At 39.6% G+C, this 21652-nt stretch carries 16 protein-coding genes; 5 read left to right on the top strand and 11 right to left on the bottom strand.

What is annotated here, in order from left to right:
• Nucleotides 1-3: 3 nt before the first annotated feature.
• Nucleotides 4-1188: a tryptophan synthase subunit beta gene (gene trpB, locus GQR52_RS02730; protein ID WP_010554212.1), complete on the top strand. Its 1185-nt coding sequence runs from the start codon at nt 4-6 to the stop codon at nt 1186-1188.
• Nucleotides 1185-2006, top strand: coding sequence for a tryptophan synthase subunit alpha (gene trpA / locus GQR52_RS02725; protein ID WP_024590411.1), 822 nt, complete (start codon nt 1185-1187; stop codon nt 2004-2006). Before trpB ends, trpA begins: the two co-directional genes overlap by 4 nt.
• A 108-nt stretch (nt 2007-2114) precedes the next feature.
• On the opposite strand, the gene GQR52_RS02720 is transcribed toward trpA, so the two are convergent.
• Together GQR52_RS02720 and GQR52_RS02715 are read right to left on the bottom strand one after the other, a co-directional pair.
• Nucleotides 2115-2693, bottom strand: a complete 579-nt coding sequence (locus GQR52_RS02720; RefSeq protein WP_165727362.1) for a type 1 glutamine amidotransferase domain-containing protein — start codon at nt 2691-2693, stop codon at nt 2115-2117.
• Between the two features lie 464 nt (nt 2694-3157).
• A complete protein-coding gene (locus GQR52_RS02715; RefSeq protein ID WP_077538106.1) occupies nt 3158-3427 on the bottom strand; it encodes an HU family DNA-binding protein in 270 nt (89 codons plus the stop codon).
• 191 nt (nt 3428-3618) lie between these two features.
• Between GQR52_RS02715 and GQR52_RS02710 the strand changes: the two genes are divergently transcribed.
• Both GQR52_RS02710 and GQR52_RS02705 read left to right on the top strand, forming a co-directional pair.
• On the top strand, nt 3619-4194 hold the full coding sequence (locus tag GQR52_RS02710) for an inner membrane-spanning protein YciB (RefSeq protein ID WP_165726114.1): 576 nt from the start codon (nt 3619-3621) through the stop codon (nt 4192-4194).
• 89 nt (nt 4195-4283) lie between these two features.
• Nucleotides 4284-4925: a CPBP family intramembrane glutamic endopeptidase gene (locus GQR52_RS02705; protein WP_165727361.1), complete on the top strand. Its 642-nt coding sequence runs from the start codon at nt 4284-4286 to the stop codon at nt 4923-4925.
• 78 nt (nt 4926-5003) lie between these two features.
• Here the strand turns inward: GQR52_RS02705 and GQR52_RS02700 are convergent, their stop codons facing one another.
• From GQR52_RS02700 to GQR52_RS02665, 8 genes are all read right to left on the bottom strand, one after another.
• Nucleotides 5004-6884 (bottom strand): hypothetical protein, encoded by a 1881-nt coding sequence (locus GQR52_RS02700; protein ID WP_165727360.1) that lies wholly within the window; start codon nt 6882-6884, stop codon nt 5004-5006.
• A 9-nt stretch (nt 6885-6893) separates the two neighbouring features.
• Nucleotides 6894-7985 carry a hypothetical protein gene (locus tag GQR52_RS02695; protein WP_024607186.1) on the bottom strand — a complete coding sequence of 364 codons (1092 nt, stop codon included), beginning with the start codon at nt 7983-7985 and terminating at the stop codon, nt 6894-6896.
• Nucleotides 7986-8047: 62 nt separating this feature from the next.
• Nucleotides 8048-11080: a hypothetical protein gene (locus GQR52_RS02690; protein ID WP_165727359.1), complete on the bottom strand. Its 3033-nt coding sequence runs from the start codon at nt 11078-11080 to the stop codon at nt 8048-8050.
• A gap of 497 nt (nt 11081-11577) precedes the next feature.
• Entirely contained in the window at nt 11578-12747 is a 1170-nt protein-coding gene (gene prpF, locus GQR52_RS02685) for a 2-methylaconitate cis-trans isomerase PrpF (protein WP_165727358.1), read from the bottom strand.
• An 11-nt stretch (nt 12748-12758) separates the two neighbouring features.
• Nucleotides 12759-15368: a Fe/S-dependent 2-methylisocitrate dehydratase AcnD gene (acnD, locus tag GQR52_RS02680; protein ID WP_165727357.1), complete on the bottom strand. Its 2610-nt coding sequence runs from the start codon at nt 15366-15368 to the stop codon at nt 12759-12761.
• 158 nt (nt 15369-15526) lie between these two features.
• Entirely contained in the window at nt 15527-16654 is a 1128-nt protein-coding gene (prpC, locus tag GQR52_RS02675) for a 2-methylcitrate synthase (protein WP_165727356.1), read from the bottom strand.
• 46 nt (nt 16655-16700) lie between these two features.
• Nucleotides 16701-17579, bottom strand: a complete 879-nt coding sequence (gene prpB / locus GQR52_RS02670; RefSeq protein WP_002962361.1) for a methylisocitrate lyase — start codon at nt 17577-17579, stop codon at nt 16701-16703.
• Nucleotides 17580-17683: 104 nt separating this feature from the next.
• Nucleotides 17684-18376, bottom strand: a complete 693-nt coding sequence (locus GQR52_RS02665) for a GntR family transcriptional regulator (protein WP_165727355.1) — start codon at nt 18374-18376, stop codon at nt 17684-17686.
• Between the two features lie 264 nt (nt 18377-18640).
• Here GQR52_RS02665 and rsmF point away from each other — a divergent pair, with 264 nt between their 5' ends.
• Nucleotides 18641-20092, top strand: a complete 1452-nt coding sequence (gene rsmF, locus GQR52_RS02660; RefSeq protein ID WP_165727354.1) for a 16S rRNA (cytosine(1407)-C(5))-methyltransferase RsmF — start codon at nt 18641-18643, stop codon at nt 20090-20092.
• Between the two features lie 336 nt (nt 20093-20428).
• Here rsmF and GQR52_RS02655 read toward each other — a convergent pair whose 3' ends face one another.
• Nucleotides 20429-21553: an acyltransferase gene (locus GQR52_RS02655; RefSeq protein WP_165727353.1), complete on the bottom strand. Its 1125-nt coding sequence runs from the start codon at nt 21551-21553 to the stop codon at nt 20429-20431.
• Nucleotides 21554-21652 lie beyond the last annotated feature (99 nt).

Raw genomic sequence — 21652 nt, 5'->3', positions numbered from 1 at the left:
AAAATGCAAAATCCAGCTTATTTTGGCGAGTTTGGCGGTATGTTTGTACCCGAGTTACTTGTCCCTGCGCTTAAGCAGTTAGAAAATGAATTTAACAAAGCACAAAAAGATCCTGAGTTTCAGGCAGAGCTAAGTAAATTATTAAACGAGTATGCGGGTCGTCCTACCCCACTTACTTTAACGCGCAATTTAGTTAAAAATCCAAAAGTAAAACTGTACCTAAAGCGTGAAGACTTACTACACGGCGGCGCACATAAAACGAACCAAGTACTTGGTCAGGCGTTACTTACTAAGCGTATGGGTAAAAAACAAGTCATTGCTGAAACCGGTGCTGGTCAACACGGCGTTGCAACAGCGCTAGCGTGTGCCTTACTGGGTTTAAAATGTCGTATTTATATGGGCGCAAAAGACGTTGAACGTCAGCAACCTAACGTATTTAGAATGAAGTTAATGGGTGCAGAGGTTATTCCGGTAACAGCGGGTTCTGGCACATTAAAAGATGCAGTAAATGAAGCGCTGCGTGACTGGTCAGCAAACTACCAAGACGCACATTACCTACTAGGTACAGCTGCGGGTCCTCACCCATTCCCAACAATTGTACGCGAGTATCAAAAAATTATTGGTGAAGAAGCTAAGCAACAAGTACTTAAAGCAGAAGGTCGTTTACCTGACGCTGTTATTGCCTGTGTTGGTGGTGGTTCAAACGCAATTGGTATGTTTACTGACTTTATTGACGAGCCAGGCGTTAAATTAATTGGTGTTGAGCCTGCTGGTAAAGGGCTTGATACAAATGAGCACGGTGCAACAATTTGTAAAGGCACAAAAGGCATATTGCACGGTACTTATACGTACATTATGCAAAATGATGATGGCCAAATTGAAGAGTCTTACTCTGTATCAGCGGGTCTTGATTACCCAGCTGTTGGTCCTCAACATGCATTTTTACACGAAACTGGTCGCGCTCAATACGTGGGTATTACCGATACAGAAGCGCTTGATGCGTTTCAATCGCTTGCTAAAAATGAAGGGATTATTCCGGCGCTTGAATCAAGCCATGCGCTAGCTTATGCGCTTAAGTACGCAGAGGAGCTAACCGAGGAAAGTGTTATAGTGATTAATTTAAGTGGTCGTGGCGATAAAGATTTAGCACACGTTCACAATGTACTAACTGAAAGAGGTCAGCTATGAGCCAAGTAAAAACGGATCGCTACGGCAAAATGTTTGCAGCGCTTAACGAGCAAAAACAAGGTGCGTTTGTACCATTTGTAACGATTGGCGACCCAGGTAAAGAGCAAAGTATTGCGATTATTAAAAGTCTAATTGACGGCGGAGCAGATGCGCTTGAACTTGGTATTCCGTTTTCTGACCCAATTGCAGATGGTCCAGTAATTCAAAAAGCTAATATTCGCGCCCTCGATGTGCACATTAACACACAAGATTGCTTTGATATTATTAAAGAAATACGTGAGTATAACGCTGATATTCCAATTGGCTTATTATTGTATTCAAACCTTGTGTTTAAACGTGGTATTGAAGCATTTTATAAAGATGCAAAAGCAGTAGGCGTAGACTCAATTTTAGTGGCTGATGTGCCTCTGCATGAATCTAAAATGTTTAGAAAGTCAGCAATGGATAACGGTGTAGACCCAATTTTTATTGCAACACCAAATGCAGATGACGACACACTTCGCCAGTGCGCCTCTTACGGTCGTGGTTACACGTATTTACTATCGCGCGCAGGTGTTACCGGTACCGATACTAAAGCACAAATGCCAGCGGGTAATATTGTTACTAAATTAAAAGAATACCATGCAGCCCCTGCTCTTTTAGGGTTTGGTATTTCAACGCCAGATGATGTAAAAGCGGCTCTTAATGCTGGAGCAGCCGGTGCTATTTCAGGCTCTGCAGTGGTTAAAATTATTGAAGCTAACCTTAATGATTTACCAACAATGACCGCGCAACTAAAAGCATTTGTAGCTGATATGAAAGCAGCTACATCGCTATAAGTTAACTAGCGCGTGTTTTATACGCATTAAAAAAGGGCATTTAAAATGCCCTTTTTGTTTTTTAAAAATCAAACGCTGTATCAATATCCAAACGTTTTTAAAAGCAGCTTAGTGAGCTTGGTGTTTACCCTCTAAAATCTCTTCAATAAATTTAGCATTAAATGCGTCTAAATCGGCTGGGCTACGGCTCGTTACTAAGCCTTTATCTACACATACTTCTTGGTCAACCCAATTAGCGCCTGCATTAATTAAATCGCTTTTAATACTTGGAAAAGAGGTAATGGTACGGTCGCGCAATTTATTAATTTCAGCTAGTAACCACGGAGCATGGCAAATTGCAGCAACGGGTTTATTTTTTTCTGCCCCAAAAAAGCCATCAATAAAAGCTTTAGCATCTTTATCTTGGCGTAAACTGTCTGGGTTAAATAAACCACCAGGAAGCATAAGCGCGTCGTAATCAGCAGGGTCTGCGTTTGTAACTAGTTTATCTACTGTTACTTTATCGCCCCACTTGTCTTCATCCCAGCCCGTAATTTGGCCTTCTTTAATTGATACTATTTCGATGTTTGCACCGGCATCAAGTAATGCGCTGCGTGGAGATAAAAGCTCACTTTGCTCAAATCCATCAGTGGCTAAAATTGCAATTTTTTTGCCCTGTAAACGTGTGCTTGTTTGTAATGTACTCATTGAGATCTCCTTATATTATACCAATATGCATAAATCTTTGAGCAATTTAACGAATTAAATCGCACTATAACGTCGTTAAAAACCTTTCATTTAGAACAACTAAATACGAAAAATTTTTGCCTAGTTCTAGCGTAATTTTCTTAACGTTCAATAGACCCCATATATCAGCAGACTGGTATTGTTTAAAAATATGTTCGAAACACACAGTTAAACAGCATAATGCATGCCGAAATCAAGCTATTGAAAATTAAAGAATAAATTGGAGTAGAGTTTGTGGTGCTATGTAAATTATTTAGAGATTATGAATAATGTACATAAGTGCGAATCTATTTCCAACTCATGTAATTTAACGCCACTAAAAGCGAGGAATAAAACCTCACCTACAACATATAGCTGTAGGTGCGAATTTACTTCGCGCTCATGTAACTTATCTATCAATACGGGGTATAAAACCTTAAATAAATTTAAAGAAGATCTTTTAACGCTTTAGCCGGTTTAAAAACCGCTTTGTTTGCGCCTTCTATTTCAATTGCAGCCCCTGTTTGCGGGTTACGCCCAGTACGCGCTGGATAGTAACTTAGTGCAAACGTACCAAAGCCATTAATTTGAACTTGATCGCCCTCAGAAAGCGATTTAGTAATCACTTTTTGCAAGCTTGAAAGTGCCGCTTGAGCATCTTTTTTTGTTAATTCACTTTTGTGTGCAATGGCAGCAACGAGTTCTGCTTTATTCATTTTAGGCTCCTAAATACACGCCAAATCAGTGTTGGTTAAGCGTGGGAATATGATGATATAAAAAATACCAAACCAAATTGGCAATAAAGCCACGCAGGCTAAGGGTTACAGGGCAACAAGTCAACCTTGTAGTTGCTAAGCTTTATGTGGTAAAAAGCCTTTGACTCTTTTTTGTATAATTTAGGTAAGCTATGCACGCATTAATTGAATACATCCCACTCATACTGTTTTTTGCAGTGTTTAAACTCGTCGATATTTATTGGGCTACCGGTTTATTAATGGCAACTACGCTCATTCAAGTTGCTTATAGCTACTTTAAACATGGCTCTGTGCCAACTCGTCAGTGGATATTTTTTGGCATTGCTGCCGTGTTTGGTACGTTAACGCTGGTACTTCATGATGAGCAATACATAAAATGGAAAGCAACACTCATATACGCAGGTTTAAGCTTAACGTTACTTGTTAGCCGTTATGTACTTAAGAAAAATCTCGTTAAAAAAGCGCTTAGCTCAATCCTCGAAAATGCTAATGATACAAAACAAGCCATTGTAGTCCCAGAACCATTATGGGATAAGCTTAACCTAATGTGGGTTGCTATAACTGCTGGCATCGCAGCACTAAACATTTATATTGCATATAATTTCTCGCTCGACTTTTGGGTTAATTTTAAAGTGTTTGGTTTAATGGGTATTACCTTTGTGAGTATTTTTGCCACTATTATTGCCTTGTACAAATACCTCCCTAGTGAAGAAGAACCTGCAAAATAATTTTATAGATCACTTTGTAGATTACTAATCTCGTCATAAAAATGTCGTCTTAGCTTGATAGCTTATTAAAAAAACAAGTTGAGACGACCTTGAACGCCAATCAATATCGCTGGTTTGAATTTACCCTCATTTTTGTGTTACTACCCTTATTGGGTTTTGTATTACGCGAGTATTTAGCTAACTGGCTTATTCCTGCGCTTATTATTTTAATGAGCGTGTGTTGTATGTTGCTACTGGGCGATCCCCACTTTAAACGTTTTAGGCTTACAAGCCTTGGGCAATTTTCTGCTGTTAAAAAACGTGTGTTTAGCTTCTTTTTTTTAGGTGCACTGTTCTCAGGTATGTTTTACGGGATTATTCATCAGGGCAACTGGTTTACCCTTCCCCGCAACTCGTTTAATGATTGGCTTTTACTGTTGCTACTCTACCCAATACTGTCGGTTATTCCTCAAGAGTTAATATTCAGAACGTATTTTTTTCATCGTTATAAACGCATCATGCCCAAAAAAGCAGTGCGTATTGTAGTTAGTGCGAGTGTATTTGCGTTGGCGCATATTGTGTATGCAAATTGGATTGCAGTAGCCTTAGCCTTTTTAGGTGGCTTACTGTTTGCTTATACCTATGCACAAAGCCGCTCAACCGTCGTGTGTGTTATTGAGCATAGTTTATGGGGGATATGGATGTTTACACTCGGGATCGGCAGCTACCTTGATTCAGGCGCATTTAACTAATATAACAAGCATTAAAAAATCCGATACTAGAAAACTAATATCGGATTTTGAATATTTCTAAAACCACTTAACTAATGGTTAAAATAACGATTCAAACTCACCATTTGGAAATAAAACACCAGGAATACCACGTACTGCAGTAACATCAGCTAGTTTAGTATCACCAAAATATAAACCGCCACTGTAATTACGGCCCTTTTGCTTTACATCTAACCAACGTCCATTTTCGCCTTTCGCTATTAGATTAATGTTGCCACTAACATCACGAATACGTAAATCTAACGCACGGTTTTTTATGCTAACAAATATATCTGTAGAGGTAAGTTCTGATAAGTTTTCAACATCGCCCACGTAAGCAAACTTAAAATCGCTTGCACCACTCAACGGAAAATCTAATTCAAAAGTAAATGCTAAATCGTCATTATCTTCACCAATAAAAGGCGAAGCCTCTACTGCAGTAATATGAAATGCAGTGTCTTGAATGTCACTTACGTAATCACCATTAAAATCAAAAGTAGATAACGTCGTAGACTCTTCACCTAATGAATTAACAAAGCGATTTAAGTTTAGTGATAAGTCACCTTCAAGTTTACCAGCGGCTTTATTGATAATTACATTGGTAGTTACCTGTGTAATACCTGTGTCGGCTTCTGGATTTAATTCACTTTGAGCATCTATACCATCAAACTGAATTAGCAACTCACTTACATCTACACTTAATACCGTAGCACCATTTGTAATCGTTGCGCTCATTACACCTTCAATTTTATTACCTAATACACCACTTACTCTAAATGTTGGAATTGATAAATCAATTGTTATAGGTAAATCATCATATGTGCCAGTTATAGCCCAAGTATAAGGTGATTGGCTGTAATCAATATCTAAGTCACGAAGTTTATATTGTCCTGATGGTGTAGAGCCATCAGCTAGTGGTGAATAATTTGTAATAACTTCGTTTAAAGCATTAGTAAGTGCATCAAGTGTTCTTTGTGTGTCTTCATCAAACGCACTTTCAAGCTCAGAAAATTTTACGTCTAATTCATCTGAATAGCTTTTTTCTTGAAGTCTTGCTGCACCTATAATATTTCGTGTATCAACAAGTAACTCTCTTGAATCTAAGCTTTGAACTTCTGTTGAGCGAGCCTGCCAATTTGTAAATGTAGTTACACTTGCAATCGTTTGCTTAACTTGACCAGCTACATTTTGCAGTAAAGCATTACCTTGGTCGCTAAATAAGTTATCTGTAACATACTGCGCTGTCAAATCGCTATAATCTTGCCATGCTTGCTGGTCAGTTTCTGAGTTAGTAAATGTATTAAAAGCACTTTCAACACTAAACGAACTATCAGCAACACCAGCTAAAATTGCCGCGTAAGTAAATGCATTAGTAACCATTTCTGCTTCAACACTTGCATTTAAATTGCTGTGCGTTAAATGATAAAAAGGCGTGGCTGATAAACTAGCTTGCGTAGCACTAAAGCCTTCATCTGTAATTGCTTTACTCAATGGCGATAAATAAACCGTATTTACACCTGGTGCACTAAATGCATCTGCTTTGTAATTAAGAGTAACGGCTGTCAATTCTTGGTAGTCTATTAAACGGTTTGCGTTTAAGTCATTTACATCACCACGAACTGTTCTGCCACAACCTGTAAAGCGAGGACAAGGTAGAGCAGTATCACTCGGTATAAACTCAAAACTATTAAAAGTAAGTGGAGTTACACTTACACTCGCAGTATTGATGTTTTCGACTTCAATTGATTCTTGCACCACCCCGTCGCTATCTAAAACATTAAGCGTGCCCTGTGGTGATTGCCAATTAGATACATAAAAACTCACAGAAGAAGATGTAGCAATCTCACTCACTGCAACAGATTCTGAACTGTCACTGTCTGATGAAGAACCACAACCTACCAATGCAATAGCTACCCCTAAGGGTATAATTTGTTTTAACATCTTCATTCCTTAAAACTTAATGTTCACGTACCAATTCACATTAGCATAATAGGCTTTATCTAAATCTAGGCTATCAGTTTGTAAATTAAGACCAAAATACTCGTTTTCTATACCAACTAAAAATGCTTCACTTTTTGTCTCATAGCCTGCCTGTACTTTCCAATGATCCCAAAAGTGTATACGGCCTTTTAATTGGCTGAACGTGTCTTTGTCGTAACGTTTTAAAGTTAACTGAGTCGAAAATCGGTCGTTTATTCTGTAATCGGCAAATGCTTGTAGTCGCATTTCCATTTCTAAATCATGAGATACCGTATTTCCAAATGCAGATGTTTTTAATGAAACTGTTGGCTGAGTAATAATATCGCCGTTGTCATCTTCGCTAAATGGGATCTCAGTAGTTTGACCCTTTACAGAGCCGCTGTCTTCGTACTCTGTTTTATAGAGCAAATCTTTTACGCTAAAACCAACTTGAAGCTCATCATTTACTTGCCAATCAGCAAAAATATCTAGGCTATAGCCAAGCCCTTCAGGTTTTTGTGAAGGTGAAAACTTTTTAAATAATATGTCTTTTGAAAAGTTGTAATCGACAGTTACAGCGCCTTCAACTTCATCACTATAAATTTCACCATTTACAGTGGCATCTTGATAGTGCGAGCTGGCAAAAACAGAAAGTTTAGGTGTTATTGTTAATGCATTTTTATCTAAAAATTTAAAATCATAAGATACAAATACACCGTTAGACGTTGCTTGTTTAGCATCAAGGTAATATGTATAAAATCTATCTTCAAACTCTAGATCATTTTTTTCGGTATGAGTATATTTGGCTGTATCAGGATCAAAGTTAAGAACATAGTCGTAACGACTTTGTAAACCTACCTTAAAATTACCGTAGCCAACACCTACTTCAAATATATTATAGGTGAATGCACTGTCACCCGATTTTAATGGAGCATCAAAATCATCTACAAAGGCTTGTACTGGTTGTGCTTCTGTATAAATTTCTGCGTCAAAGTGGGTAAAAATTTGAAATTGGTTATCTGCGGAAGCAAGAGGAGAAATAAAAGCTGTTGAAAATCCTAACAAGAGAATTTTTTTTTTCATAATTTAATCGCTTTCTATAAAAAAAGGGAAAAGCGCTGCTTTCCCCTTTTATAGTTTAAATATTACTTAGATGAATCAATTAAATCAACATCAGTGTAATCAACTACGTCACCATCAATGTAAGTAATTGAAAGACCGTTTGTTGTTTTAGCTGCAGTACCAAAAGACATCATCATCTCATTGTACATAGCCATAACGTCACCAGTGTAACCTGCACTTTCATTACCAGTAATAGACAACGTGTAACCCATTGCATTATTTACTGTAATATCTAAAGCACTTGCTTCTTCCATGTCGCTGTCAAGGTATGTAGTCATTACTTTAAAGTCTACATCACCAGAAACACCCTCTAATGTAATAGAGCCTGAATCTGTTGCATCATCAGCTGTAATACTTAACATACCAGTGAAGCCAGAATCACCATCCATGATTTCAACATGGTTAGCCGTTTCAGTCATTATGATTTCTGCATCATCTACATTATCAGCAGTTACTGCGCCATCAAAAGTAAATACTAAACATGAATCGATTTGAGTAGCATCAATTGTACCGGCTGCAAAATCAACACAATCTGTAAGTGCTTGTGTTTGTGTAGCAGCAGTAACAAGCTCAACAGATACGTCATTCTCACCTTTTAATGTAGCGCCCCAAGCAACAACAAGCTTGTCGCCTTCATAAGAAGCCGCTGCATTAATCATCTCACCTGTAGTAGCATTGCTAAGCATTAGCGTAAGATCATCTAAGCTGTAAGCATAGTCCCAATCAGCATTGCGAGTTGATGTGCCTGTACCTGAGTTATTACCCATTTCAGCTAATTCATCAATTACGTCTGCAAGAATGTCTGCTGCATCAGCAACTGCATCAGCACCAGTGCCTGTAAGCACAGTCATAGTCGATAATGACTCTGATGTAGCTTTAACAGAAGTTAGTACTTCAAGTTTTGCAACTGCAGTCTCAGCAGCAAGCTGTAGATTATAAGCTGTTACAAATTGCTCGCTAGCTAGTTCACCTTGAGCTACAGCAGCTGTTTGCATAGCTGTAAGCGCATCAATCATTGCTTGTGCGCCTTCGCCTTCAAGTTCTAGGTAGGCATTAGCAGCAACAAGTGCTTGCTCAATAGCAATTTCAAGTGCATCAACAGCAGCAGCAAAATCAGACGCAGCAGTAACGGCAGTCATTGCAAGCTCAAGAGCTTCTGTTGCGTTTGCAGCTGTATCTACCATTGCATTTTCTGCGTTAGCAAGTGCGCTAGTAGAAGCCGCTTCAGCTGTGTCTGCTACTGATTTTTTCTCATCAGCAACGTCTGCAGTGTCTTCAGCAACTAGTTTTGCTGCAGCAAGAGCAATATCAAACGTTTCAATCGCAGTTTCTGCTTCTGCTACTAGTGCAGCTAATGCAATGTCGTATGCAACTGTGTCAGTTACAGCAACAGATGCGTCTGTTTGCAACGACGTTGCAGAATCAAGAACTTGTTGGTAATCAGAGCTTTGAGTAACTAACGCTTTTGCTGCAGTTACATAGCCTTGTGATTTAACAAAAATAGAACCCGCTTTAGCTGTTAAACCAGCTGTAGCAGCTTCATTTTTCAGTAATGTAACAGCGCTTACAAATGCAGCTGCGTTATCAGCTGTAAGAGCATCGCCACCCATTGCTTGAACATCTGCAAGTGAGCTTTGAGCTGTTTCAATACTCATTTCTAATGCAGTAAGTGCAGTTTGAGAAGCAGTAACTTCTACTGTTAAAGCAGCTGCTAGAGCTGTATAAAAGTCATCTCCAACTGTACATTCTGCGCCAGTACAACCAATTACTTCTAGTGCTTTTTTAATTTTCACTGCAGCGGCTGCAAGACCAGCATCAGTTGCTGCACCATTTTTAACAGCTTTATCTTTAGCAGCTTTTGCTTTTTTGGCAATACCTACTGAATTAGCGGCAAACGCATCAATTTGTGCCTGTGTTGCGCTAGGGTTGTTAGCAGTGAATGCAGCTTTTAAAGCGTCTTCAATCGCAGTTTCATCGCCCGTTGCTATAGCAACAAAAATGTTTGCAGTGTTTGTAATAGCTGTTTGTAACATTGTAGCTATTGCAGCAATACCTGCATCAGTATTACCTTTAAACTGGCCTGATTTAATACCAGCTTTAATGCTGCTCATTACATCACCAATTGAAGGTAAACCTTGAATTGAAGATGAAAGCTGTGCAATTGCTAAAATACCGTCAGAAAGCTCTTCTTCGCCATCAACATCACTTAAATCTACAGCACCGCCGTTAGATAAATCGCCGATAATAGCTGAAAGTAAAAGTGCAGCGTCTTGACCCATTACTTGTACAACAGTATCTAAGCTTGCTTTAGCAATTGCGTCTTCATCTACACTTGAACCTGAGTCAAGAAGAAGAGCCGCCACTAACGATGTTAAGAAAGTAACATTAGCTTTATAAGAAGCTTCTACATTAGCATCGCCTGCAGAACCACTTACTCCAGATGTATCTGCTTCAACAGCTGGAACAAATTTAACAACTGAAAGCTCTAGGTCAGTTTTGTACCATTCGCCAAACTCAATCGCAGTATCGCCATCATTTACGTCATCTTCTTCTGGCGCTACATCGTAATCGCCACAACCTACGTAAGCATCACAACGTAAAAAGCTATCATCACCTTCTGCAGACGTTTTAACAGTAATGTAAACTGGTCCAGTAAAGTCATCATCTAAGTAGATGCTGTAACGGCCGCTTTCATCAGTTAATACTTCAGGGTTAGCAGCAATTTTACTTGCTTCTACTGCAGCATCAGCAGCACTTTGTGATAGTGCTTCTTCAGAAAAAGACTCTGCTTCTGCTGAAGCAGCTGAGCGAAACGCAACAGGAACGCTTTGACCAGATGCATCTAAAGTCATTACAGTTACTACTGCATTTTTCATTGAACCTTTAACTGCTTTACCAGTTACTTCAATGTTGAACTGTGCATCACCTGCTGCAGTAAAAGATTCTACCGGTGTAACAGGAATGTTTCTGTCATTGTCCGAACCACATGCTGTTAAGCCTAGTGTTAGTGCAACTGAAGCTGCAATAGGTGTAAATTTGATCGTACGCTTTACCATTTATTTCTCCTTGAGAGCCTGGAATGGGTATCTGAAATTAGTTTAGTAGATAGTAGTTTATGTAAATCTTTTATGTTTAAAAACGTAAAACAGGAACACAATCATAACCTTTGTTACCAGAACATTAAAAATACCATTAAGCTATATAGTTATGCTACATATTTATACATTTTATAGAAGTATTTATCTTATTTCACGGGCTACTTCTTTATCAGCATCTAAATTATTCAATAACCTGTAGACACTCATAAAGAACCATCACGTATTGATACAATATATTCACTTTATTAAATGAATATTACATATAATCTAGTTTGTTAATTATATACTTCAAGTAAATGCGATGGATGAAAGCTAAATAAGAGGGAAATTAGATGAATTAATGAAAAAGAACTGTTTATATCGAGGATTAACTAATTCTACTTTAGCTAAGCAAACGTTTAGATAAATTGTTTACTCAACTAAAGTAAATGTTTAGTTTGGTGTGATTTAGTCAGTTATTGCTGAGGAACTCTTACAACCCCTTCCATTAGTACACGTGCACTTCGGCTCATACTTGCTTTAGTAACTTGCCAATTACCTGCAGTATTTTTAGCTTCAGCACCTACTTTTAACGTGCCCGACGGATGACCAAAGTTAACTTCACTTAATGCACCACCACCAGCGGCTATATTTACAAGTGTGCCTTCAATCGCGGCAGCAGTGCCAATAGCAACAGCAGCTGTCCCCATCATGGCATGGTGCAGTTTACCCATCGACATAGCGCGTACGAGTAAGTTAATATTTGCAGCTTCAATAAGCTTTCCGCTAGACGCTTTGTAATCTAAAGGCGATGCAACAAACGCAACTTTAGGCGTATGTTGGCGAGCTTGCGCTTCACTAATGTTAGTGATTAAGCCCATTTTAACAGCGCCATAAGCACGAATGGTTTCAAGCTTTTTAAGCGCTGCAACATCGTTATTTATATCGTCTTGCAGCTCTGTGCCGGTATAACCAATATCAGTGGCGTTAATAAATATGGTAGGAATACCTGCATTTATCATTGTTGCTTTTAAAGTACCAACACCGGGTACTTCTAAGTCATCAACTACGTTACCTGTTGGAAATAACGCGCCATCGCCATCGGCTGGGTCAATAAATTCAAGTTTTACTTCAGCTGCTGGAAAGGTAACGCCATCGAGTTCAAAGTCGCCAGTTTCTTGCACTTCGCCATTTGTCATAGGAACATGTACTAATATGCTTTTTTTAATATTAACCTGCCACACGCGCACAATAGCAACACCGTTATCGGGCACTCGGTTTTTATCGACCAAACCATTACTAATTGCAAAAGCACCCACTGCTGACGTTAAATTTCCGCAGTTACCGCTCCAATCCACAAAGGGCCTATCTATCGCCACTTGACCAAATAAGTAATCAACATCGTGATCGGCTTGCTCACTTTTACTTAAGATTACGGTTTTACTGGTACTTGATGTAGCGCCGCCCATGCCATCCGTTTGCTTAGCATACGGATCGGGGCTGCCAATAACACGCAGTAATAAATTATCCCGCGCCTCGCCTGCTACTTGAGCAGGCTTTGGCAAATCAGTTAAATTAAAAAACACACCTTTACTGGTGCCGCCACGCATATAGGTTGCAGGCACTTTAATTTGCGGTATAAACATAATGCTTGCCCTTATGCAGATTGCGTTGCTTCTAAAAAGTCTTGTGCAAAGCGCTGTAACACACCACCAGCCGCGTAAATAGAGAGCTCTTCTTGGGTATCTATTCGGCACTTCATAGGCACAGTGAGTACTTCACCGTCTTTACGGGTAATACTTAAATTAACGGTGGCACCTGGTTTTAAATCGCCTGCTACATCGTACGTTTCACTGCCATCCAGCTTTAGAGTTTTACGCGTTGTGCCTGCTTTAAACTCAAGCGGTAAAACCCCCATACCAATTAAGTTAGTACGGTGAATACGCTCAAAGCCCTCTGCTGCTATTACTTCAACGCCTGCAAGCCTTACGCCTTTTGCAGCCCAATCGCGCGACGAACCTTGCCCGTAATCGGCACCGGCTACAATAATAAGCGGTTGCTTACGCTCCATGTAGGCTTCGATTGCTTCCCACATACGGGTATTAGTACCTTGTGGTTCTAAGCGTGCGTAAGAACCTTGCTTAACTTCGCCGTTTTCGTCCAGTACCATTTCGTTTAGTAGTTTTGGGTTTGCAAATGTTGCGCGCTGCGCTGTTAAATGATCGCCCCGGTGCGTTGCGTACGAGTTGTAATCTTCCTCTGGGACGTTCATTTTGGTTAGGTATTCGCCAGCGGCACTGCTTGCCATAATTGCGTTTGATGGCGATAAATGATCCGTTGTAATGTTATCGCCAAGTACTGCAAGCGCACGCATACCGGTCATTGTGCGCTCACCCGCAAGTGCACCTTCCCAATAAGGAGGGCGACGAATATACGTACTTTCTGGGCGCCAGTCGTAAAGCGGGTCGTTATCTTCACCGTAATCTACGGTTAAATTAAACATCGGCTCGTACACTTTTCTAAACTGCTCTGGCTTAACGCTTTGCTTAATAACTGCATCAATCTCTTCGTCAGACGGCCATAAATCTTTAAGCGTAATATCGTTGCCTTGTTGATCTTGCCCTAGTATCCCTTTTTCAATATCAAAGCGAATAGTACCTGCAATGGCGTACGCAACAACTAAAGGAGGTGACGCTAAAAATGCTTGCTTAGCATAAGGATGAATGCGTCCATCAAAGTTACGATTGCCCGAAAGCACCGCTGTAGTGTATAAATCGCGATCGATTACTTCTTTTTGAATAACAGGGTCAAGCGCCCCGCTCATACCGTTACAAGTTGTACACGCAAAACCCACAATACCAAAGCCCAGTTGCTCAAGCTCTGTTAGTAGATTTGCATCTTCAAGGTATGATTGCACCGCTTTTGAACCCGGTGCTAATGAGGTTTTAACCCAAGGTTTGCGCATTAACCCCTTGGCATTTGCGTTACGGGCAAGGAGTGCTGCAGCAATTACATTGCGCGGATTACTCGTATTAGTACAGCTAGTAATAGCAGCAATAATACACGCGCCATCGGGCATTAAGCCTTCTTCGTTTTCTACAACGCCCGAAATCCCTTCTTTAGCTAAATCGCTTGTTGATACACGGCGGTGCGGATTAGACGGACCCGCAATATTGCGTCCCACGCTTGATAAATCAAACGTAAGCACACGGTCGTATTTAGCTGTTTTTAAGCTATCGCTCCAAAGGCCTGCTGTTTTTGCGTAGTTTTCTACAAGGGCAATTTGTTCTTCTTCACGACCTGTTAAACGCAAATAATCTATTGTTTTATCGTCGATATAAAACATGGCGGCAGTTGCGCCAAATTCAGGTGTCATGTTTGAAATGGTTGCTCTGTCGCCAAGTGTAAGCGCGTCGGCACCTTCACCGTAAAACTCTAAATAAGTAGAAACAACACGTTGCTCACGTAAAAATTCAGTAATGGCCAACACAATATCGGTAGCGGTAATACCGGGTTGGCGCTTACCTGTTAGCTCAACACCGACAATATCGGGTAAGCGAATATAAGAAGCACGGCCAAGCATTACACTTTCAGCTTCAAGCCCACCTACGCCCACGGCAATAACGCCCAGTGCATCAACATGTGGTGTGTGGCTATCGGTGCCAACTAGTGTATCTGGGAATGCAATGCCATCTCGATTTTGAATAACCGGCGACATTTTTTCAAGATTAATTTGATGCATAATGCCGTTACCCGGTGGAATAACATCAATATTTTTAAAGGCAGTTTTAGTCCAGTTTATAAAGTGAAAACGGTCGTCATTTCGTCTGTCTTCAATGGCGCGGTTTTTTTCAAATGCATCAGGATCAAAACCAGCATGCTCTACCGCTAGTGAATGATCCACTATTAACTGCGTGGGTACTACCGGATTCACTTTTGCCGGATCGCCGCCTTTGGCTGCAATTGCATCACGCAAACCGGCTAAATCAACAAGTGCTGTTTGCCCTAAAATATCGTGGCACACCACACGCGCCGGATACCACGGAAAATCTAAATCTTGTTTGCGCTCAATCAGCTGATTAAGTGCATCAGTTAACATGGCAGGATCGCATCGGCGTACTAGGTTTTCGGCAAAGACACGTGATGAATAAGGTAGCGTTGCGTATGCACCTGGCTTAATTGCATCTACGGCTTCTTGCGTATCGTAGTAGTCGACATTTGAGCCCGGTAGAGGTTTACGGTATTGGGTATTATTAATTATGGTCATGGTAAGGGTTCGCTAATTTGGTGACGGATGTAGTACCAATTTTATGGAGAGTGCAATTGGTATTTTTCAAGAAAGGCTTTAGGTTTGTAGTTGTTTTTATTATATAAAGCATTAAAGCCGTAAAAGGTGAGCCATTGGCTCACCTTAGTTAAAAATAATTAACTTCTTGATTCGATTGGTGTGTAACTACGTGCATCAGGGCCTGTGTAATCGGCACTTGGGCGAATAATACGGTTGTTAGCGCGTTGCTCTTTTACATGCGCAGTCCAACCAGTAACGCGGCTCATTACAAATATTGGCGTAAATAATTTAGTCGGAATATCCATAAAGTGATAAGCAGATGCATGGAAAAAATCGGCGTTACAAAACAGTTTTTTCTCGCGCCACATAATCTCTTCACAACGAACAGACACAGGATAAAGCACAGTATCGCCTACTTCATCAGCTAGCTTTTCAGACCACTTTTTAATAATTACATTACGTGGATCCGATTCGCGATAAATCGCGTGACCAAAGCCCATAATTTTGTCTTTACGTTCAAGCATGCCCATTACTTCTTGCTCAGCATGCTCAGCACTTGTAAAACCTTGAATCATATCCATTGCCGCTTCGTTAGCACCACCATGTAATGGACCACGCAGCGTGCCAATCGCACCTGTTACACAAGAATGAATATCAGAAAGCGTTGATGCACACACACGACCCGCAAATGTAGAAGCATTAAACTCGTGCTCTGCGTATAAAATTAGTGATACGTTCATCACTTGTGCAAATAACTCGCTAGGTGCTTTGTCGTGTAACAGCGTTAAAAAATGTGCGCCAACAGAGTCGTCATCTGTTTGTGTTTCAATGCGTACGCCATCGTGTGTAAAGCGGTACCAGTAACAAATAATACTTGGGAACACAGCAATCATACGGTCGATTGCGTCGTTGGCTTGGTTAAAATCAAGCTCCATTTCAAGGTTACCCAACATTGAGCAACCTGTGCGCATTACATCCATTGGATGCGCATCTTTAGGAATATTTTCAAGCACGGTTTTAAGCGCATCCGGTAAGCCGCGTAAGCTTTTAAGTTTAGCTTTATACTCAGCCAATTCGCTTGTTGTAGGTAACTCACCGCGTGAAAGTAAAAAAGACACTTCTTCAAACTGCGCTTTTTCGGCCAGTTCGCTAATATCGTAACCACAGTACGTTAAACCAGAACCACTTTGTCCTACAGTACACAATGCTGTTTGACCAGCCACTTGTCCGCGTAAACCTGCGCCGCTTAATGCTTTATCTACCATGATCTTCTCCTATCTTAAATTTGTGTGTGATTTATTTTAATAGTTTTTATTTGTCAGATTTTGATGAAAAAAGAGTATCGAGTGTGTTCTCGTACGTGTGGTAATCTAAAAAGTCGTAAAGCTCAGAACGCGTTTGCATATTTTCTATTTGGCTTTGTTGCGAGCCTTCATTTAAAATTGCTGAATACACGTTTAATGCTGCTTTGTTCATGGCTCTAAATGCACTTAGTGGGTAAAGCACCATTTCAACGCCTACATCGCTTAACTGCTCTTTAGTGTAAATAGGTGTTTGGCCAAACTCAGTAATGTTTGCCAAAATTGGAACGTTAATCGCTTTTGCAAATGCTTGGTAATCAGCAAGGTCGTGTACGGCTTCTGCAAAAATAGCGTCAGCACCGGCTTCAACACAGGCAGCTGCACGGTCTATCGCGGCGTTTAAACCTTCTTTTTGAAATGCATCGGTACGCGCCATAATATAAAAATCGCTATCGGTTTTTGCATCAACTGCCGCTTTAATGCGGTCAACCATTTCACCTTGGCTTACAATTTCTTTATTAGGGCGATGACCACAGCGCTTTTGCGCTACTTGGTCTTCTATATGAAAACCCGCCGCACCGGCCTTAGTCATTTCTTTTACTGTGCGTGCAATGTTAAACGCCCCACCCCAACCGGTATCGGCATCCACAAGTAGTGGTAAATCGCTAGCACCTGTAATACGGCGAATATCTTCAAGCACGTTATCAAGGCTTGTCATACCTAAATCAGGCATACCAAACGAGGCGTTTGCAACACCGGCACCTGAGAGGTAAATAGCTTGGTGACCCATTTTTTCAGCCATCATCGCTGTGTAGGCGTTAATAGTACCTACAACTTGTAACGGGCGGTTATTGGCAATAGCGTGTTTAAATTTTAATCCTGCTGACATTACTTTCTCCTCACTTTGAACGGTTGCTACGTGGAGTAACTTATAGTTTTAATCTGTAATTGTGACTGTTTAACTGCTTTTGCTAGCTTTTAGCTTTTAACAGCTTATGCTTTTTGCTTAGCTAATAAGTCGAATTTGGTTTGGATATTTGCTTGCGATGCACTTATATGGCGCTTCATAAGCATTTCAGCCAGTTCGCCGTCGTGGTTTTCAATGGCGTTAATAATAGCTAAATGCTCATCAAACGCTTTTGATACACGCGGCCCCACCATGCCCATTTGTACACGGTACATGCGTATTAGTTGATAGAGCTCATTACACAGTAAATGAATTAAATGCGCGTTTTTACTGCCTTGAATAATACGGTAATGAAAATCTAAATCGCCGGCTTCTTGATAATAAGATTCGCCCTCTTTAACACGTTGTGTTTGTAGGTGCTGATTAAGTAATTGCTTTAAGCCTCTTACTTCTTCGGGTTCCATATTGTCGGCAGCAAGCCTACATGCCAAGCCTTCAAGTGAGCTGCGAACTTGGTAAACTTCAATCAAGCGCTCAGCAGTAAGGGCAACTACTCGGCAACCTACGTTAGCTTTACGCTCAACAAGGTAGCAACTTTCTAGGCGATTTAACGCCTCTCTAAGCGTTGCACGGCTTACACCATAACGTTTGGCAAGCTCAGGCTCTGATATTTTACTGCCTTGAACTATGCTGCCTTCAACAATCTCACGGCGCATATCTACAAATACTTGATCTGATGCGGTAGTTATAGGCGCTTCGTTTAAAAATGTGTGTGTCATAAGTTATTTTTTAGATTGTCGACAATTGATGTAGTTACTATGGGCTTATTAAAAAATCATGTCAACCCTTAAACCTATCAAAATGGCTAAAAAAACACTTATTGTCGACACTATTAACCTAAAGTCGCATAAAAATGGTTTTAAAATGGACTAAAACAGTGAAGTGTCGACAGGGTGATAAATCAGATGTTACGTCTTTAAGCGCTGAAAATGCATTATATAAATGCTATTATCGCGCTTTATTTTTATAGTATGAGCTAACGCGTGAACGCCAACACTTTTATTCCTGAGCACTTTATTGACGACGTAAAAACCTATTTACCAGCGCATCTAAATTTAGATGATTTTTTAAATGCATGTCGTAGGCCCCTCAGAAAATCTATCCGCGTTAATACATTAAAAATTAGCATTGAAGAATTTGTAAAACGTGCAGCTGAAAAAAACTGGCTGCTAACCCCTATCCCATGGTGCAGTGAAGGCTTTTGGCTAGAGCGCCCAAACGATGAAGAGCAAAACCTAGCCCTTGGTAATACCGACCTACATCTAAGCGGGGCTATGTACGTACAAGAAGCAAGCTCAATGCTGCCGCCTATTGCCTTAAAGCAAAGCATTAAACTCGCTGACTCTCAAAATAATTTCGTGCTTGATATGGCATCAGCACCGGGTTCTAAAACCTCACAACTAGCTGCGCTTATGAATAACCAAGGCGTACTTGTTGCAAATGAGCTATCGTCATCTCGTTTAAAGGTACTCAGCGCTACATTAAAACGTATGGGAGTAGGTAACTGTGCACTCTCGCACTTTGATGGCGTTATATTTGGCAACTACATGTTCGAATGCTTTGATAGTATATTATTAGACGCGCCATGCTCTGGCGAAGGCACAGTACGTAAAGACGCCGACGCACTAAAAAACTGGTCAATAGAATCAAACATACAAATAGCCCAGGTGCAAAAAGATTTAATTAAAAGCGCATTTTACGCATTAAAGCCAGGTGGCACGTTAGTGTATTCAACCTGCACACTTACCCCGCTCGAAAACCAACAAGTATGCGATTATTTACTCAGTGAATTTGGCGACTACATAGCACCGCAATCCCTAAGCGACTTATTTGAAGGTGCAAGCAAAGCCACCACAAGTGAAGGCTATTTGCATGTATGGCCGCAAACATTCGATAGCGAAGGCTTTTTTATTGCTAAATTTAAAAAGCACGCAAGTTGCGATAACCCAAATCAAACTGTTAAAAAAGGCGCATTCCCGTTTAACGAGTTTGATAAAAAGCAAAGTGCCGCGTTTATGCAATCGCTTAAAAAACACTTTGGGATAACCACCCTGCCAGGCAACTTAATGCAGCGCGATAAAGAGCTGTGGTTATTTCCTGAGGGGTTTGAAGCCATACAAAATAAAATTAAGTACGCACGTTTAGGTATTCAAATTGGCATTATTCATAAAAATGGCGTAAGACTAACGCACGAATTTGCTACTGTGCTTGGCAACGAGTGCAAAACGAATATTTACGCGTTAAATAACGAGCAAGCAAATGATTATTTTCAAGGTAAAGATATACGCTTAGCTGAGGCAACTCAAACAATAGGTGAAGTAGTATTAACGCTGTGTGGTTGCCCTATTGGGCTGGGGAAATGGCAAAAAAATAAGATTAAAAATTCACTACCACGCGATCTAGTGCAAAATACGCAGTTAATAAGCTGGGGTTAAACTAAAGTATAGAATAAGCATAATTAATCTAATCCTTTATTGCCAAATGCAACTAAGTGGCAAAATTAGTTATGCTTTTTTAGGTGGTTTTACTACACTTTTAAATACTTTCTTCTTCTCCCTAATGAACCAGAAAGTTTTTAGTTAACGCTAGACTCAATTTAGAGTCACTTTATGGCCCAGAGCAGCAAAAGCTCTGGGCATTTTTAATACGTTTAACAAACCTTAAAACGATTTACTTTAGAGCTTTTTAACAAAGACTAAAGTAATTTAAGGTATTGTTTTTACCTCCACATACACTCTCTTTTTACATATCCGTTTACTAATAACAATAGATCAAATAGCGCGCTGTTGAACATTATTTTTTTTCGTATTTTTACCAAATGTAATGAAGTATTTTTCTATATATTCATACGAAAAATACGATGCAACAACAGTAAATAAAAAAGGGGCTATGAGCATAATAGGAGTGTAAAACGCCAAATCAGTATTACTTTTAATTAAAACATATGAAACAGCGTAAAGAAAAAACATATGACTGCAATACATTGAATAAGATATATTGCCTAAAAATATTGAAATACGATTAGTTAAAATAACTCTGTAAAAAGATTGTAGCGGAGAGGTTGTCGCAGAAACCTCTATAAAAAAACAAATTGACCAAATTATGATAGGTATGATCCCGAAGAATCGATCATTAACCCATTGGTAAATTGATATAGAAAGTAAGAAAATAATTAAAGCAGAATAAAAGTTTGTATTTGTTAGCTTATTCATTTTATTAAAATTTAATAGAATTGCACTAAACATACCCACAAAAAACATATTGGAATTAACTAAAAAGAACGATCTATGCCCCATCACACCAAAAAAGAATTGACTTGAAGCCAAAATCAACATAACAAATAAGACAAGAAAACAAACATGTTTACGCAAAATAAATATAAAAAGTGGTGCAAGAATAAAAAATTGAAATTGAAGTGTTAAGCTCCAAGCTTGGCCCATTATGGTGTATGTGGGATTACTAAGAATGAACGATGGAGTGATCCCATGAAGCATGAATAAATGAGTAAAAAAGTGCAATTTAAAGTCTTTTAATGAGGCTGTTGCATATTTTAGCCTATCCGCAGTTTTCTCTATGTCCTCAGGAAAGTTTTGGAGTACAAACACAGTTTCATTAATTATCAAAGCTGATAAAAACAAAAATAATAAATACGCAGGAAAAATTCTCAGTACTCTTTGCTTAATATATTTACTAAAAGGCACATCCTTACTTAATAGTAATAAAGTAATTACAAATCCACTTATTATAAAGAAAACATCTACGGCTAAACCTTTACCAAGTACCTTACCAAAGAAAGAGTCTTTATCTAATTCGAGGCCAGCCATCGTTATAGAATGTCCAATAACTACCCAAAGACACATTAACCCTCTCAAACCATCCAATCCAATAAACCTCATACTCAAAACTCCTTTTATGACTCTATAATTTTGATTTAAAAAAATAAAAACCCAGCTTGCTGGAAATTCGAATTCAATATTATCTACCTATAACCAATT

The organism is Pseudoalteromonas sp. 31A1 (assembly GCF_011378815.1).
Taxonomy (GTDB): Bacteria; Pseudomonadota; Gammaproteobacteria; order Enterobacterales; family Alteromonadaceae; genus Pseudoalteromonas; species Pseudoalteromonas arctica.
The sequence above is the reverse complement of the archived record's forward strand: the minus strand, read 5'-3'. Positions and strand labels throughout refer to the sequence as shown.

Excerpts from the sequence above, each read along its gene's own strand:
- GQR52_RS02715 (WP_077538106.1), bottom strand. The coding sequence starts at position 3,427 with ATGAATAAAGCAGAACTCGTTGCTGCCATTGCACACAAAAGTGAATTA.
- GQR52_RS02655 (WP_165727353.1), bottom strand. The coding sequence starts at position 21,553 with ATGAGGTTTATTGGATTGGATGGTTTGAGAGGGTTAATGTGTCTTTGG.
- GQR52_RS02710 (WP_165726114.1), top strand. The coding sequence starts at position 3,619 with ATGCACGCATTAATTGAATACATCCCACTCATACTGTTTTTTGCAGTG.
- GQR52_RS02720 (WP_165727362.1), bottom strand. The coding sequence starts at position 2,693 with ATGAGTACATTACAAACAAGCACACGTTTACAGGGCAAAAAAATTGCA.
- GQR52_RS02700 (WP_165727360.1), bottom strand. The coding sequence starts at position 6,884 with ATGTTAAAACAAATTATACCCTTAGGGGTAGCTATTGCATTGGTAGGT.
- acnD (WP_165727357.1), bottom strand. The coding sequence starts at position 15,368 with ATGACCATAATTAATAATACCCAATACCGTAAACCTCTACCGGGCTCA.
- GQR52_RS02690 (WP_165727359.1), bottom strand. The coding sequence starts at position 11,080 with ATGGTAAAGCGTACGATCAAATTTACACCTATTGCAGCTTCAGTTGCA.
- GQR52_RS02665 (WP_165727355.1), bottom strand. The coding sequence starts at position 18,376 with ATGACACACACATTTTTAAACGAAGCGCCTATAACTACCGCATCAGAT.
- prpC (WP_165727356.1), bottom strand. The coding sequence starts at position 16,654 with ATGGTAGATAAAGCATTAAGCGGCGCAGGTTTACGCGGACAAGTGGCT.
- prpF (WP_165727358.1), bottom strand. The coding sequence starts at position 12,747 with ATGTTTATACCGCAAATTAAAGTGCCTGCAACCTATATGCGTGGCGGC.
- prpB (WP_002962361.1), bottom strand. The coding sequence starts at position 17,579 with ATGTCAGCAGGATTAAAATTTAAACACGCTATTGCCAATAACCGCCCG.
- GQR52_RS02695 (WP_024607186.1), bottom strand. The coding sequence starts at position 7,985 with ATGAAAAAAAAAATTCTCTTGTTAGGATTTTCAACAGCTTTTATTTCT.
- trpB (WP_010554212.1), top strand. The coding sequence starts at position 4 with ATGCAAAATCCAGCTTATTTTGGCGAGTTTGGCGGTATGTTTGTACCC.
- trpA (WP_024590411.1), top strand. The coding sequence starts at position 1,185 with ATGAGCCAAGTAAAAACGGATCGCTACGGCAAAATGTTTGCAGCGCTT.